This is a genomic window from Vibrio sp. V42_P2S4T144, from assembly GCF_009904715.1.
Classification (GTDB): Bacteria; Pseudomonadota; Gammaproteobacteria; order Enterobacterales; family Vibrionaceae; genus Vibrio; species Vibrio alginolyticus.
On record NZ_WXWS01000393.1, the window covers coordinates 1 to 15,493 of the forward strand.

The 15,493-nt window shown below is 46.1% G+C and carries 13 protein-coding genes; 10 read left to right on the plus strand and 3 right to left on the minus strand.

Going from position 1 to position 15,493, the window contains the following annotated elements; genetic code table 11:
• The first annotated feature begins 58 nt into the window (after positions 1-58).
• From CAG68_RS13165 to CAG68_RS13205, 9 genes are all read left to right on the plus strand, one after another.
• Entirely contained in the window at positions 59-1,696 is a 1,638-nt protein-coding gene (locus CAG68_RS13165; protein WP_086047480.1) for an electron transfer flavoprotein-ubiquinone oxidoreductase, read from the plus strand.
• A 242-nt stretch (positions 1,697-1,938) separates the two neighbouring features.
• Positions 1,939-2,739 (plus strand): ABC transporter ATP-binding protein, encoded by an 801-nt coding sequence (locus tag CAG68_RS13170; RefSeq protein WP_005373297.1) that lies wholly within the window; start codon positions 1,939-1,941, stop codon positions 2,737-2,739.
• The gene (locus CAG68_RS13175; protein WP_005373296.1) at positions 2,739-4,691 is read left to right on the plus strand and encodes a long-chain fatty acid--CoA ligase; all 1,953 of its coding nucleotides are present in this window, start codon (positions 2,739-2,741) and stop codon (positions 4,689-4,691) included. Before CAG68_RS13170 ends, CAG68_RS13175 begins: the two co-directional genes overlap by 1 nt.
• The gene (locus CAG68_RS13180) at positions 4,691-5,584 is read left to right on the plus strand and encodes a branched-chain amino acid ABC transporter permease (RefSeq protein ID WP_005373295.1); all 894 of its coding nucleotides are present in this window, start codon (positions 4,691-4,693) and stop codon (positions 5,582-5,584) included. The genes CAG68_RS13175 and CAG68_RS13180 overlap by 1 nt, the downstream gene beginning before the upstream one ends.
• Positions 5,585-5,595: 11 nt before the next feature.
• Entirely contained in the window at positions 5,596-6,663 is a 1,068-nt protein-coding gene (locus tag CAG68_RS13185) for a branched-chain amino acid ABC transporter permease (RefSeq protein ID WP_005382737.1), read from the plus strand.
• 45 nt (positions 6,664-6,708) lie between these two features.
• Entirely contained in the window at positions 6,709-7,953 is a 1,245-nt protein-coding gene (locus CAG68_RS13190) for an ABC transporter substrate-binding protein (protein ID WP_005373285.1), read from the plus strand.
• An 80-nt stretch (positions 7,954-8,033) separates the two neighbouring features.
• A complete protein-coding gene (locus CAG68_RS13195) occupies positions 8,034-8,855 on the plus strand; it encodes an ABC transporter ATP-binding protein (RefSeq protein ID WP_005373283.1) in 822 nt (273 codons plus the stop codon).
• Between the two features lie 9 nt (positions 8,856-8,864).
• Positions 8,865-10,067 (plus strand): AMP-binding protein, encoded by a 1,203-nt coding sequence (locus tag CAG68_RS13200; protein ID WP_161441251.1) that lies wholly within the window; start codon positions 8,865-8,867, stop codon positions 10,065-10,067.
• A gap of 136 nt (positions 10,068-10,203) precedes the next feature.
• Positions 10,204-10,800, plus strand: a complete 597-nt coding sequence (locus tag CAG68_RS13205) for a methyltransferase domain-containing protein (RefSeq protein ID WP_086047478.1) — start codon at positions 10,204-10,206, stop codon at positions 10,798-10,800.
• Between the two features lie 288 nt (positions 10,801-11,088).
• Here the strand turns inward: CAG68_RS13205 and CAG68_RS13210 are convergent, their stop codons facing one another.
• The 3 genes from CAG68_RS13210 to budA are packed head-to-tail and all read right to left on the minus strand — an operon-like array spanning position 11,089 to position 14,362.
• Entirely contained in the window at positions 11,089-11,847 is a 759-nt protein-coding gene (locus tag CAG68_RS13210; RefSeq protein WP_054730424.1) for an SDR family NAD(P)-dependent oxidoreductase, read from the minus strand.
• A complete protein-coding gene (gene alsS, locus CAG68_RS13215; protein WP_086047477.1) occupies positions 11,844-13,547 on the minus strand; it encodes an acetolactate synthase AlsS in 1,704 nt (567 codons plus the stop codon). The genes CAG68_RS13210 and alsS overlap by 4 nt, the downstream gene beginning before the upstream one ends.
• A 29-nt stretch (positions 13,548-13,576) precedes the next feature.
• Positions 13,577-14,362: an acetolactate decarboxylase gene (gene budA, locus CAG68_RS13220; protein ID WP_005373273.1), complete on the minus strand. Its 786-nt coding sequence runs from the start codon at positions 14,360-14,362 to the stop codon at positions 13,577-13,579.
• A gap of 97 nt (positions 14,363-14,459) precedes the next feature.
• Here budA and CAG68_RS13225 point away from each other — a divergent pair, with 97 nt between their 5' ends.
• Entirely contained in the window at positions 14,460-15,347 is an 888-nt protein-coding gene (locus CAG68_RS13225; protein ID WP_086047476.1) for a LysR family transcriptional regulator, read from the plus strand.
• The last annotated feature ends 146 nt before the right edge of the window (positions 15,348-15,493 follow it).

Consider the following 15,493-nt stretch of genomic DNA (forward strand, 5'->3'; position numbering starts at 1 on the left):
CTTTAAATATATTGTTGGTTAACAAGTTGGCAACATGCAAAGAAAAAGGAATGCAATCATGGAAAGAGACTGCATGGAATTTGATGTTCTGATTGTAGGCGCTGGTCCCGCAGGTTTGTCTGCGGCATGCCGAATCAAACAATTAGCAGCAGAAAAAAAACAAGACCTCTCTGTTTGCGTGGTAGAAAAAGGTTCTGAAGTTGGAGCGCATATTTTATCGGGCGCGGTGTTTGAAACGCGAAGTTTGGATGAGCTTTTTCCCGACTGGAAAGAGAAAGGCGCTCCGCTCAATACCAAAGTAAACCAAGATAAAACCTACTATCTAGGCAATGACATCAATGGTCATGAACTGCCTTCTTGGGCGGTGCCGAATACGTTACATAACAAAGGTAATTACATCATAAGTTTGGGCAGTCTATGCCGATGGATGGCGTTGCAGGCTGAGAACTTGGGGGTGGAGATCTACCCAGGTTTTACCGCCAGTCAAGCGGTCATCGATGAAGATAGTCGTGTTTGTGGCGTGATCACGGGCGATATGGGGTTAGACAAAAATGGTGAACAAAAAGGAAATTTCGAACCTGGTATTGAACTGCGAGCGAAGTTTACCTTATTTGCTGAAGGCGCACGGGGGCATATCGGTAAGCAGTTGATTAACAGATTTAATCTTGCTGAAGAGAAAACTTCTCAACATTACGCTATCGGTTTTAAAGAGCTGTGGGAAATCCCATCAGAGCAGCATCAGCAAGGTTTAGTAGTGCACGGATTAGGCTGGCCGTTATCAAACGAAGCCACAGGTGGCAGTTATCTCTACCATTTAGAGGGAAACCAAGTTGCCGTCGGGTTGATTGTTGACTTGAATTATAAGAATCCGCACTTGAGTCCATTTGATGAGTTTCAACGTTTTAAACACCACCCGTTGATTGAGCAATACCTCAAAAATGGGAAGCGTATTAGCTATGGCGCGAGAGCGATCACCAAGGGCGGCTTTCATTCGCTTCCCACGCAGCAGTTTGCTGGTGGCTTGTTAATTGGCTGTGATGCAGGAACACTTAACGGCGCTAAAATCAAAGGCACACACACCGCAATGAAATCTGGCATGCTTGCCGCTGAAGCAGTATGTGAAGCCCTTGAGAGTCAGTCAGTTACTGCTGATTATCAAAAGCATTTCAAACAGTCTTGGCTGTATGAAGAGCTTTATCAAGCACGTAACTTCTCAAGTGGAATCCACCGCTTTGGATCGTGGCTGGGCGGTGGTTTAGCGCTGCTGGAACATAACGTATTAAAAGGTAAAGCTAAGTGGCATATCCGCTGTGATAAGCCTGATCATCAGTCTCTGTTATTGGCGGAAAACAGCAATGAAATTGTCTATCCGAAGCCTGATGGCGTGTTAAGTTTCGATCGCCTCTCTTCCGTTTATCTATCCAATATCTTCCATGAGGAAGATCAACCATGCCACTTACGACTGGAGAACCAGCGGATCCCTATTGAGCAGAACCTTGAATTATATGCAGAGCCAGCACAGCGCTATTGTCCGGCTGGCGTGTATGAAATCGTACAGGGGGAGCAGCAGCCAGAGCTGCAAATAAATGCGGCCAACTGTATCCACTGTAAGACCTGCGACATCAAAGATCCAAGTCAAAATATTACCTGGACTCCGCCAGAAGGTGGTGGTGGTCCGAACTATCCAAATATGTAAGCGTTTGAGAATAATTTTTATTAACAATTTATTTACTTAAAGTTTGCGTTAGTTCAAATCTTTCTCGATGAACTCGATTGCAACTTAATCTTTCAGGCACTATTCTGATTTTAAATTGACGTTTACGTAAACTGAATACAAAGTTGATGCATAGGTGTAAAAGCGGTTACCAGTATCAAAGTTAGGTTTGATCAAATAGTGCTCAATGGAACGCACTTAAAATAACGAAAGGGAGATCAACTATGGTATCGGAATCGCCTCTGTTGCAGGTAAACGATATTTCATTGGCTTTTGGTGGGGTGAAAGCTTTAACTGACGTGAGCTTCCATGTGAATGAAAAGGAAATTTTTTCAATCATTGGTCCAAACGGTGCAGGTAAAACCTCAATGCTCAATTGCATCTCTGGTCGATACACACCAAACAAAGGCTCTGTAATCTTCGCTGGAGATGATGTAACTAAACGTACACCAAGCCAACGAGCTGAGTTAGGGCTGGGAAGAACCTTCCAAAACTTAGCGCTCTTTTCTCATATGTCGGTACTGGACAACATCATGGTTGGCCGACACCACCTACTGAAAAATAACTTCGTCACGGGGCCACTCTATTGGTTCTCCAATGCGCAGAAAGAAGAGATGGCGCACCGCAAATATGTGGAAGACGTGATCGATTTTCTAGAAATCCAGCACATCCGAAAAGCGACTGCAGGCACGCTATCTTACGGCTTACGTAAGCGTGTAGAGCTTGCTCGTGCCATTGCCTTAAAACCTAAGTTACTGCTGCTTGATGAACCAATGGCAGGTATGAACTTGGAAGAAAAGGAAGACATGGCACGTTACATCATGGATCTGAATGAAGAATTAGATATCACGATCATCATGATTGAGCACGACATGGGCGTGGTCATGGACATCTCTAATCGCGTTTTGGTTTTGGATTTCGGTAAACACATTGCTACGGGTGAGCCTGAAGAAGTGATGGCCAACCCACATGTGAAACAAGCGTACTTAGGCGAAGAGTTACCGACATTAGAGGAGAGTGCATAATGGCACAGCAACATAATGATTGGGCAGATATAACCCGCTTAGATACCTTTCCAAAAGTGTTGCAACACAATGCCAAGAACTGGCCCGAACAAGTCGCAATGCGTGAAAAGGAGTTTGGTATATGGCGAGAGTTCACTTGGAAGGATTATGAAAACCGCGTCAAGTGGATGGCACTGGCACTACGAGATTTGGGTATTGGTGAGCAAGATGTCGTTGGTTTGCTAGGTGATAACCGCCCTGAATGGGTATGGGGCGAGTTAGCGGCACATGCGATCAAAGGTTTCTCGCTGGGCATCTATCAAGATTCTATGCACGAAGAGGTGGCGTACCTTATCAACTATGCAAAAGCAAAAGTCGTGATTGCCGAAGATGAAGAGCAATGCGACAAGCTGCTTGAGCTTGGTGATGAAATTCCTAGCGTTGAATACATTATTTACTGCGATCCTCGTGGAATGCGTAAATACGATGATCCAAGATTAATTGATGTTGAACAGGTCTACAAAAAAGGTCAGCTGATTGATAAAGCGGACCCAGACAAATATCTCAATATGGTTGTTGAAACCAAAGGCAGCGATCTTTCAATTCTTTGTACTACGTCGGGTACGACTTCTAAACCAAAATTGGCTCAGCTACACAGTGGCACGTTCTTGGATCACTGTGCGGCTTACTTGCGTGCAGACCCTCGTTCCCCAGGCGACAACTATGTTTCTGTTCTGCCTTTGCCTTGGATTATGGAGCAGGTTTACGTGGTTGGTCAGGCGTTGATTTCTCGTCAAATCGTTAACTTTGTGGAAGAACAAGAAACCATGATGTCCGACTTGCGTGAAATCGGTCCAAACTTTGTGCTGTTAGCGCCACGTGTGTGGGAAAACATTGTGGCAGACGTGTCTGCACGAATGATGGATTCGACACCGTTTAAGCAAAAGATGTACAAACTGGGCATGAGCTTAGCCAACAAAGCGCTGGAGCAGGGCAAACGCTCTAAGTTGGCTGAATGGATTCTTCTGCGTGCTCTGCGTGACCGTTTAGGGTTTTCGAACCTGACATCTGCGGCAACCGGCGGTGCGGCGATGGGACCGGATACTTTCCGTTACCTACAAGCTATTGGTGTGCCACTTAAGCAGCTTTATGGTCAGACCGAAATGTGTGGCGCATACACCGTGCACCAAGCGGATGATGTGGATTACGATTCCGTTGGTGTTGCGTTTGATAATGCAGAAGTGAAAGTCATCAACCCGGACAGCAATGGCGTTGGTGAAATCATCGCGAAAAGTACAGGCATGTTTACTGGCTACTTAAACAACCAAGCAGCATATGATGAAGATGTTCAAGATGGTTGGATGCACACAGGCGATGCGGGCTATTTTAAAGATTCCGGTCACTTGGTGGTGATTGATCGTCTGAAAGATATGTCGGAAACCAGCCATGGCGACCGTTATTCGCCACAGTTTATCGAAAACAAACTCAAGTTCTCGCCGTTTATTGCAGAAGCCGTGGTGGTAGGTAAAGGTCGACCTTGGCTGTCTGCCATCATCTGTATTCGCTATGCGATCGTCGCGAAGTGGGCAGAGCAACGCGGCTTGGCATTTACCAACTACACCAACTTATCTGCTCAACCAGAAGTGTACCAAGCGATTCGTGAAGAAGTTCAAAAAGTGAACGAATCCCTACCGGATGCACAGAAGATCAGCAAATTCATTCTACTTTACAAAGAGCTGGATGCCGACGATGGAGAGCTAACTCGCACACGTAAAGTACGCCGTGGTGTGGTTGCAGAGAAATACGGAGACATCATCGAAACCATCTACAGCGACGATCCAAAAGTCGATGTCGATACGGTGATCACTTATCAAGATGGCACCAAAACACGCATTCAAACGTCGCTAGTTATTGAAACGCTTATTGAGCATGAGCCAACACTAGTGGATAGCGAACAACGGAGGATCGCATAGTGAATACGGATTTATTACTGCAACTCGTCATTAATGGCGTGATCGTTGGCATGTTGTATGGCGTTGTCGCCATGTGCTTTGTATTGATTTACAAATCGACCCAGGTGGTCAACTTTGCTCAGGGTGAGTTCTTGTTGATTGGCGCATGGGTATGTTGGGCGGCATTGGTACACCTACAGTTACCGTTTTTTATAGGCTTTTTACTCACGCTCGCGTTCATGATGATTTTTGGTATCGCCGTGCAAACCATTGTGCTCAGACCGTTGATTGGTGAACCGATTATCTCTGTGATCATGGTGACCATTGGTCTATCGATGTTTTTCCAAGCGCTGATGAAGTGGATATTCGGTGTCTCTGCTGTGTCGTACCCGCAAGTGTTCGAAACTAACGTGGTGAATATCGGAGGTTTGAATGTTGAGTTTGCTTACATTCTGAGCTTGATCTTCTCAATGCTCATCATGGGCGCGTTCTACTGGTTCTTCAAATTCAGCAAAATGGGTCTGGCAATGCGCGCAACGGCATTCAACCAGCAAGTAGCCCAGAGTCTTGGCATTTCCATCAAGAAAGTGTTCGCCATCAGTTGGGCCATTTCGGCAATGGTATCTGCAACAGCAGGGATTGTTATCGGTATCGTTAACGGCGTATCTGACGCGCTATCCATTATTGGTATCAAAGTTTTCCCAGCCGTTATTTTAGGTGGCTTAGACTCGGTAGTCGGCGCAATTGTCGGTGGTATTACCATCGGGGTGCTAGAAAACTTGGCTGAGTTTTTTGATAGCCAATACCTGCAAGTGGGTAACCTGTACAACATCGCACCATTCTATGTGCTGTTAATCATTCTTGCCTTCAAGCCATATGGCCTGTTTGGTACCAAAGATATTGAGCGTATTTAAGGAGAAATAACATGGCTCAACTTAGCATGCGCCCATGTGGGGATTTTCGAACCACATACAAAAGCGATACGCCAATTTTTGAAACCAAAACCATCAGAAGCCTTGCGATTGCAGGTGTCATCGCCATGCTGGCAGCACCGCTGGTCTTGGATATTTACTTCCTAAACCTGTTTATTCAGATTGCATACCTCGGTATCGCGGCATTGGGCTTAAACATTTTGGTTGGTTTTACCGGACAAATCTCGCTAGGTCACGGTGCGTTCTTTGGCTTTGGCGCCTTTGCATCGGCTTGGCTAAATAACCAGTTTAACATTCCAGTCGTGTTTGCGATTCCGCTCGCGGGTTACTTAACCATGATTGTGGGGATGCTGTTTGGTCTGCCAGCTGCTCGAATTAAAGGTTTATACCTAGCTATCGCAACGTTGGCGGCGCAGTTTATTCTAGAGGACTTCTTTGCTCGCGCAGATTGGTTCAGTGGCGGCTCATACGGTGCTAGCGCGAACCCAATTAATTTGTTTGGCTTTGAGTTTACGACTGACGAAAGCTTCTTCTACATCGCTCTGTTTGCGCTGATCTTCATGTATATGTGGGCATCAAACTTAATCCGTTCTCGTGACGGTCGCGCGTTTGTCTCAGTACGAGATCACTATCTATCAGCAGAGATCATGGGCATCAACCTAACCAAGTATCGTCTGCTCTCATTTGGAGTGTGTGCATTCTATGCAGGCATCGGGGGGGCACTCTACGGACATTATCTAGGGTTTGTATCAGCAGAAGGCTTCACCATCATGATGTCTATCCAGTTCTTGGCAATGATCATCATTGGTGGCTTGGGTTCAGTCAAAGGCACATTGATGGGGACGATATTTATCGTATTGCTGCCTGAAGTTTTGGAGTTTGGCGTAACGGGGCTTTCAGCGTTTGGTGATACCACCGCTTTCACTGATGGTCTGGCTTACTTCAAAGAGATGGCGATTGGTTTAGTCATCATGTTGTTCCTTATTTTCGAACCTCAAGGATTATCGCATCGCTGGCAACAGATTCGAGCATATTGGAAACACTATCCGTTCTCATATTAACGTGGAATTAAGTGGAATATACCTCAATAACAAGGACAACGAGTTATGAACAAAGGACATTTAGCGACAACGTTGGTGCTGTCATCTGCACTGTTTACTACCGCAACTTGGGCAAAAGATTCTGTGTTTGTCGGGCAATTAGTCGACTTTTCTGGACCAACTGCCTATGTGAGCAAGCCTTATGGTTCTGGCGTGCGAGACGCATTGCGTTGGATTAACCAAAACGGTGGCATTAACGGTACCGAGCTCGAATTTGAAACAGTAGACATGGCGTACAAAGTACCAGTGGCGATTTCTAACTATAAACGTTGGGTTGCGCGTAAAGACATGGTTGCGCTGCAAGGTTGGGGTACGGCGGATACCGAAGCGCTTATTTCGTTTGTTACCAAAGACAAAGTGCCGGTGTTCTCTGCTTCTTACTCTGGTCACTTAACTGACCCAACTGGCAAAAACCCAAAAACCGCGAAACCAGCGCCTTATAATTTCTTTTATGGTGCGTCGTACTCAGATGCGTGCCGTGCGCTAGTTAAGTGGGCGAAAGAAGATTGGGAATCTAAGGGCAATCAAGGTGCGCCGAAATTTACGCACATTGGCGATAACCATCCATTCCCGAATGCGCCAAAAGAAGCGTGTGCAGAGTACGCCAAAGAGCTTGGTTTTGATGTGCAAAACCCAGTCGTTGTGTCACTAAAACCAGGGGACTTTAAAGCGCAATGTTTGTCGCTGAAAGAGTCAGGCACCAACTACGGTTACATTGCCAATATCGGTAGCTCGGTTATCTCACTAGTGAAGTCTTGTAACACGGTTGGGACAGAGTTCCAGTACATGGCAAACATTTGGGGCGGCGACAAGCCAGTGCTTGAAGCAGCAGGCGATGGCCTTAAAGATTACGTTTTCCCAGGTATGACGGCGTTTTGGGGAGACGATAACGAAGGCATGAAGCTGGTTCGTGAGATTTCTAAGCAGTCTGAATCAGAGCCGGGCGAATTCAGAACTCACCATTACATTCGCGGTATTTGTTCTGCGTTCTATATGAAAGAAGCAATGGAGTGGGCGAAAGACAACGGTGGTATCACAGGTGAAAACATCAAGAAGGGCATGTATGTCCATGACAACTGGGTACCACAAGGCTTAGAAGGTGTTTGTGTCCCTGCGAACTGGAAACCGGAAGATCACCGAGGCACAACAACCGTGAACGTCTTTATGGGCAACAACGATGGCGGTGCAGTTGATATTAAGAAAGTATCTCAGGTGACATTGTCACGTCGTGACGATTGGCTAGGTTACTAATCTACGACTTATTAATAACAAAGCTTACTGAAAATAAGGATGGGTGAGAGAACACTCTCACCCTAGCAAGGAGTAGCTTGATGGCTGAATTAGCAACGAATATCGAACCGGCAGAAATACTGCTTTCAGTGAACAACATTGAAGTCGTCTACGACGAAGTAATACTAGTACTTCGCGGTGTGAGTTTAGAAGTTCCAAAAGGGCAGATTGTGACCTTACTGGGCGCCAACGGTGCGGGTAAATCCACAACGTTGAAAGCCATTTCTGGTCTATTGAAAACCGAAGATGGTGAAGTAACGCGCGGCGAAATCAACTTCATGGGCGAGCGTATAGACAACAAAAGCCCGGAAGAGATCGTCCGTTCGGGCATCTTCCAAGTTATGGAAGGGCGCCGAATTGTTGAAGATATGACGGTAATAGAAAATCTTCGCTTAGGCGCTTATACACGCACTGACAACGAAGTTGAACAAGACATCGAAATGGTGTTTGACTATTTCCCGCGACTCAAAGAGCGCACTGGCCTGGCGGGCTATTTGTCTGGCGGTGAGCAACAAATGTTAGCGATTGGCCGAGCGTTAATGGCTCGACCGAAGATGATTTTGTTGGACGAACCGTCTATGGGGCTTTCTCCACTGCTAGTTAAAGAAGTATTCAGCATTATTAACAAGATCAACAAAGAGCAAGGTATTACCATGCTTTTGGTTGAACAGAATGCCAACTTCGCTCTTCAAGCGGCCGATTACGGTTACATCATGGAATCAGGCAAAATCGTACTAGATGGCAGCAAGCACGAATTGCTAAACAATGAAGACGTAAAAGAATTCTACCTTGGCGGCGGCGATGAAGATCGCAAGAGCTTTAAGAATCTGAAATCTTACAAACGTCGTAAGCGTTGGTTGTAAGGAGCAAGGATGAACGAACTATTTGATGCGAAAGAATCGTTGTCTCTACAGGCGCGAGAAGAGTCGTTGTTTCAACGTCTGCCAACGTTGATTGAAAATTCGAAAGTCAATAGCGAACATTACGCGGCGCATTTTTCTGGGTTAGAGCCTACATTGGCAAACAATCGTGAAGGGCTTGCTAAGTTCCCGATTACACGTAAGTTCAATGTACCTAATCAGCAGCAACTTAAACCGCCGTTTGGTGGCTTAAATAGCGTTGCCATTGGTCAAATGGCGCGTGTTTTTCAGTCTCCTGGGCCTTTATATGAGGCTCAAACGGATGAGGCCGATTTCTGGCGTATGGGGCGTGCGTTTCACGCAGCTGGGTTCTGTGCGGGTGATTTAGTGCATAACACGCTCTCTTACCATTTCTCTCCTGGCGGATTTATTATGGATGGTGGCGCAAGGGCTTGTGGCTGTGCGGTATTTCCGGCTGGAGTAGGCAATACCGAAGCGCAAATAGAGGCAATTAAACAGCTTCAACCTAATGGTTACACTGGCACACCTTCGTATTTGCTGACGTTGCTACAAAAGTACCAAGAGAAATACGATGAGCTGCCTAGCTTTGAGAAAGCTCTGGTCTCTGGTGAAGCGGTTACAGCAGACATGCAACAGATGTTTGAGGACAAAGGCATTGCAGTCTTTCAAGCCTACGCAAGTGCAGAGCTTGGTTTGATTGCTTATCAAGTGTCTGGTGAACAAGGATTAGTGATTGCCGAAGATATTATTGTTGAAATCGTTGATCCTGATGGTGTTCCTGTACAACCGGGAGAAGTCGGTGAAGTTGTTGTAACGTCGCTCGATGAGAAGTTCCCGCTGATTCGCTACGCAACGGGAGATTTATCGGCATACCTAGAAATGGGCTCGGATTTGCTACGCACGAATGCACGAATTAAGGGCTGGATAGGACGAGCAGACTCCGCGGTGAAAGTAAAAGGGCTGTTTGTTTATCCGCATCAGATCCAAGAAGTCTGTCGTCGCCACGATATTAAAGGCTCCTTGAAAATTGAACGCGATGGCTTCAACGATGCCATTACTTTCTGTTGTCATGATGTGCATGTATCAGCAGAGGACATTCAAGCAACACTCCAGTCTGTCACTAAACTGAAAGGCAATGTCCAGTTTGTACCGAACCAAGCGGAGCAGCCGTTAATCAATGATCTTCGCAGTTAACTCATTGGTGGCATAAGTGCAGTAGAAAGTGGTTGTCATAAAAAACTAACAACGTCAGACAAAAGGCTAGAAAAGGGATACCACATTGCGCTGCGTATCCCTTTATTTTTTACTACCGCAATCAGGGAGCGGGTAAATGAAACAGGCACCAATGATTAACACACAATTCTGGGATGATTTGTTTATCCGAGGCACTATGCCTTGGGATGCCCAATCGACACCTCAAGAACTCAAGGACTATCTCGACAATTCACTTCATGTAGGCCAGTCAGTGTTTATTCCTGGGTGTGGTGCCGCTTATGAACTGAGCACTTTTATTCAATATGGGCATGACGTGATCGCGATGGATTACAGCCAAGAAGCGGTAAAAATGGCGCAATCAGCGTTAGGTAACTACAAAGATAAAGTCGTATTGGGTGATGTATTTAATGCCGATTTTTCTCACTCGTTTGATGTCATTTACGAGCGGGCCTTTCTCGCAGCACTACCGAGAGACATGTGGTCAGAATACTTTTCGACGGTGGATAAATTATTGCCAAGCGGAGGTTTTCTAATTGGTTTTTTCGTCATTGATGATAATTACCTATCACGCTTCCCTCCATTTTGTTTGAGAAGTGGGGAACTGGCATCTTTTCTAGAGCCCACGTTTGAACTTGTGGAATCCTCAGTGGTGGCAAACAGTGTTGAGGTTTTTAAAGGCAGAGAGCAATGGATGGTGTGGCAGAAACGTTAGTCGTCACTGAGACTTCTTTAGAAAGTATTCGCGGAAACTGTCTGGTTCTTTGTGAATCGCTGATACATAAGTCTTCACTCTATGCCTGATGGAATGCTCACATAGTTTGTCGGTTTGTGTGAAACATTAATTTCTCGTTGCTGGTTTAAGTTGTTGAGATATCTCTAACAGCGGTCGAGTGGTTGAGTTTACTACTGGCACGGGTTATGTGCTAAGAGCGTAAAGCGACAGATCAGCATCGATCCGAAAGGTAGTAGAACGTCTCTTACTGATCTGTCTATTTCATGCTTATACTATTTTAGGTTGACCATCTGATGCGGTGGCGCCGCCGTCTACAGGTAGGTTTACGCCATTAATGAAAGATGCGTCATCACTTGCCAAGAAAGTCACGACAGACGCAATTTCTTCAGGTTCGGCTGCTCGGCCAAGCGCAATGCGCTCATTGAATTTATCGCGGATGTCCTGCTGCCAGCCGTTCGTCATGTTGGTTTTTACTAAGCTTGGGCATACTGCGTTAATTCTTACCCCATCCGCACCATGGTCCAATGCCATCGCTCGGGTAAGGTTCACCACTGCGCCTTTACTCGCGCAATAGAATGCGGCACCCCAGTCACCACCCAAACCGGAAACGGACGCGGTATTTACCATACAACCTTTCGTTTTTAAGAGTTCAGGCAAAGCAAACTTCGCGCAATAAACAACACCATCAATGTTTACACCAGAGATCTTCTTCCAGTCTTCCAAACTACCTTCAATCACGGAACCTGGGACATGTACGCCAGCATTGTTTACTAAAATATCCAGTTTACCGAAACGGGTAACAACATCAGAAATCAGTGCTGCGACTTTGTCTGGATCAGAAACATCAATGGAATGTGCCGACACACGCTGTTTATCAAAGCCCTCAACGGCGTTTGCCAACTGCTCTTCATTCCAATCGGCAAGAGCGACGTTTGCGCCTTCTTCATACAAACGTTTTGCGATGGCCAAACCAATACCATTGGCAGAACCAGTGACGAGTGCGACTTTATTTTTTAATCCTCTCATGCGATTTCTCCTTCGAAACTTACAAAAACGGGATCTTGATTTTTCTCTGTGCGCGGCAACATCAGTTTGTCGTTGTCGCTGTAATCTACGGGGATAGCCACCACTGCTGGTCCTTCAACGTCCATGGCTTTATTCAATGTCGGTAGCAATTCGTGTTGACTAGTCACTGCGAAGCCTTTCGCGCCAAATGATTCGGCGTAGGCCTTGAAATCAATTGGTCCAAATTTCACACCAGAGCAGCGCTGATATTTGTTGATCTCTTGCATTTCTACCATGTTGTAGGCGTTATCAACCCACACAATATGGACGATATTGCAGTTCAGTCTAACCGCGGTTTCCAACTCCATGCTCGATTGCATAAAACCGCCGTCTCCCGATATCGATACCACTTTGCTACCAGGTTTTAGTAGGCTGGCACCAATGGCCCATGGTAGTGCAACGCCCATTGTTTGTTGGCCGTTAGACACCAGCATTTGGCGAGCTCGAAAACAGCTTAAGTAACGAGCGATCCAGATGTGGAAGCTCCCCATATCAAGGCATAGCGTGGTATCTGGTGTGATTATAGATTGCATGGCTTTAATCAGTGCCAGTGGATGAAATCCTTGCTTGTGATAGACATTGGGATAGGTTTTGATCACTTGCCGTTGCAGTGCTACCTCTTCCAGTACTGAAAGTGCCGTTGGGGAAAGGCGAGCATATTCAGAGATATAGCTGCCCATTTTGTCTAATGACTGCGCAATGTTTCCGACGATTTCAACACAAGGTTGATAATTAAGTTGGTATTCTGCTGGTTCAATATCGAGGTGAATCACTGGGTTGCGGTGGCTGTTCCAAAGCTCAGGGTCATACTCTATTGGGCTAAAGCCGATGGTGAGAATTAAATCGGCGTCCCGCAGTAAAACATCACCAGGTTGGTTATTAAATAAACCGACACGCCCAGCAAAGTGGTGATAGTAATTGATGTCTACCGTGCCGGCGGCCTGGTAAGTGCCGACAACAGGTAGCTGCGTATTTTGAAGAAACCGAGCGATAGCAGCAGCGTTTTGACTGCAGCTCGCGTGAAGGCCAAGTAAAACCACACAGCGCTTTGCTTTACTGATTCGACTGACCGCTTCTTCGATTGCTGCGATGTCTGCGCAACCAGGCTGTGTGTAAGGCGAGGGGACAATAATGTCCGTTTGGGTTTGCTCGGATAAAACATCTTGGGGGAGACTCAAAAAGCAAGCCCCAGGACGACCTGACTCTGCGATACGAAATGCGTTCGCCATGATCTCGCTTGCGGCGTCCACATGCTGCACTTCAGCACTGAACTTAGTTATAGAGCGAAAAATACTGACGGTATCCATGCTCTGGTGTGTTTGTTTTTGCTGGTCAGTTCGTTTCACCGCACCACCGATAGCAATCAGCGGATCGCCTTCGGAGTTTGCTGTTGCCACCCCCGTAACTAGATTTCCACAGCCAGGGCCTGACGTAACCATGGTGACGCCTGCTTTGCCGGTTAGTCTTCCCATAACGCCCGCCATAAATGCGCCGTTAGCTTCGTGGCGTACCGGAATCATTTGGATGTTAGTGTCTTCAATCGCATCGAACAGTCGATCGATTTTTGCACCGGGAATACCGAAAATGTACTTAATGCCGAGAGACTCTAGCTGTTGAGCGATCAACTGAGCTCCATTTTTATTTGAAGGTTTGGATTGCATTTGTTGTCCTTATTATTTGCCTGACTTTGTTACTTTTCCGCCTTTTCTATGGCGGTATTTATATCTTCCGGAGCCAAATTGGCGTTGAGGAAGTCTGTCGATACTGGGGTATCAATCACTAGCCGCGAGACTTTGCCAATCTGGAGGAACCCTGACGAAATGCTGTAATCCTGAATATGACCACCTCCTTGGCGGTCATCGGTAATAAAGTGTTCGTGATAGCCGGGCACATTGATGCCAGTCGTATATTTAGGACTGCGAAAGCCGGCGACCACACCTTGCTTATGCGTGAAGCGGAACGTTGGTTGTTCTTTGACCACTTCAAGCATTGGCCGATAAGGGCGTGTTTGTTTAGGTACGGTACGAGTACGAACTGAATCGAAAACGCCATCAATGCGCACTGCGCAAAATAGGTTATCGCTTGGAACCATGTCGTCTATGAGGCTATGGACTTCATGACGTGACATGCGCGATGTCAGTGGCAGCTCGATATCAGGCTTAAAAAAAGTCATGACAGCAAAGGGCGTTTTTTGCGCCAGGTCTGCCGGGTTTGCGGAGCCATCCGACTTGAGTTGAAAAACTTCCTTATCAAACGCAATCAACTCACCGTCCAATTCATTGAACGTACCTAAACCAAAATCCCCATGTTTCAGCAGTTCTTCTATGGTTGTTGAGCCTTCGTAAACACCAGCGATCAAAGCACTCATTAACGAAGTCTGATAAATCTCACCATCTCCGGTAACGTGATGGTATTCAGAAAATTCTTTCGCTACTTCAAGCGAACAAGCACATAGAGGGTTATAAAATCCACGCATGAGTAAGACCAGTTATGCAATGAAGAGTATATTTAGATTGACTTCTACACGGTGCTAAATCCAATATAAAAAAGATTTATTTTGATATGGAAAATATATGGAATTTCGCTACCTGAAGTATTTTGTCGCGGTCGCCGAGACTCGTCACTTTACCCGAGCAGCTGAACAGTTAGGGATTGCGCAACCTCCTTTGAGTCAACAAATCAAAAAGCTAGAGCACGAGCTTGGCGTGGACTTATTTAAGCGCTTGTCTAGAGGAGTAGAACTGACCCATGCAGGGCAAGTCTTTTATACGGATGCGGTAAATATTCTTGCTGATGTGGAACGCGCTAAAGCAAAAGCCCGACAGATTGCCCGTGGTGAAAATACGCAGGTTAAAATTGGGTTCGCGACGTCAACATCAACCTGCATTAAGGTATTGGAGAGGATTGGGCGTATTCAAGAGAATGGGGTTCATTTACAGACGGCGGAACTGTCAATGCCAGAGCTTGCCACTCAGTTAAAAAGCAAACAACTTGATCTCGCAATCATGCGGCTACCCTGTTACGCCAGTGAGCCTTTTGAGCATAAGGTGTTGTTTAACGACCCGTTTGTCGCAGTGATTCCGGCGGGCCACGAACTGGCAAAATATCCCTGTATCCAGATGAAACAGTTGAGAGGCCATAAAATTTTACTGTTTCCACGAGAGACTGGACCCGCATTGTTTGATGGCATGAGCACACTTTTTGCCGACGCAGGAGTAAGGCTCGAACCACAGTTCGCAGCACCGCAACTTCGTACGACGATTGCCATGGCGCAGGCCGGGTTAGGTATCGCTCTCGTACCGCGCTCACTGGCTGAACATCTCGATGATTCCGCGACAGTCGCCGAGATTGATGATATCCCTCTCACTAGTCGTGTTGTTGTTGCTTGGGAGGCATCTAATCTCAATAAACAAGCGTTAAAAGTAGCCATGCACATCGGTCATGTAGAGGCTCTGCTTTAGGCCAAATCATTAGCTCAACACCGCTTGATAAAAAGGCTTCGTTTTATAAACGTTTTTGTTCTTTGGTGATCCAAATACGATATACACTTAATAAGTTGTATCATATTTACATTGTGATTTGTTTCACGTTAGAGCTGTTTAAATAG

Bases quoted from the DNA above. Each gene is read 5' to 3' on its own strand.
- CAG68_RS13205 (WP_086047478.1), top strand. From the start codon at position 10,204: ATGAAACAGGCACCAATGATTAACACACAATTCTGGGATGATTTGTTT.
- CAG68_RS13210 (WP_054730424.1), bottom strand. From the start codon at position 11,847: ATGAGAGGATTAAAAAATAAAGTCGCACTCGTCACTGGTTCTGCCAAT.
- CAG68_RS13175 (WP_005373296.1), top strand. From the start codon at position 2,739: ATGGCACAGCAACATAATGATTGGGCAGATATAACCCGCTTAGATACC.
- CAG68_RS13200 (WP_161441251.1), top strand. From the start codon at position 8,865: ATGAACGAACTATTTGATGCGAAAGAATCGTTGTCTCTACAGGCGCGA.
- alsS (WP_086047477.1), bottom strand. From the start codon at position 13,547: ATGCAATCCAAACCTTCAAATAAAAATGGAGCTCAGTTGATCGCTCAA.
- CAG68_RS13170 (WP_005373297.1), top strand. From the start codon at position 1,939: ATGGTATCGGAATCGCCTCTGTTGCAGGTAAACGATATTTCATTGGCT.
- CAG68_RS13190 (WP_005373285.1), top strand. From the start codon at position 6,709: ATGAACAAAGGACATTTAGCGACAACGTTGGTGCTGTCATCTGCACTG.
- CAG68_RS13185 (WP_005382737.1), top strand. From the start codon at position 5,596: ATGGCTCAACTTAGCATGCGCCCATGTGGGGATTTTCGAACCACATAC.
- CAG68_RS13195 (WP_005373283.1), top strand. From the start codon at position 8,034: ATGGCTGAATTAGCAACGAATATCGAACCGGCAGAAATACTGCTTTCA.
- CAG68_RS13225 (WP_086047476.1), top strand. From the start codon at position 14,460: ATGGAATTTCGCTACCTGAAGTATTTTGTCGCGGTCGCCGAGACTCGT.
- budA (WP_005373273.1), bottom strand. From the start codon at position 14,362: ATGCGTGGATTTTATAACCCTCTATGTGCTTGTTCGCTTGAAGTAGCG.
- CAG68_RS13165 (WP_086047480.1), top strand. From the start codon at position 59: ATGGAAAGAGACTGCATGGAATTTGATGTTCTGATTGTAGGCGCTGGT.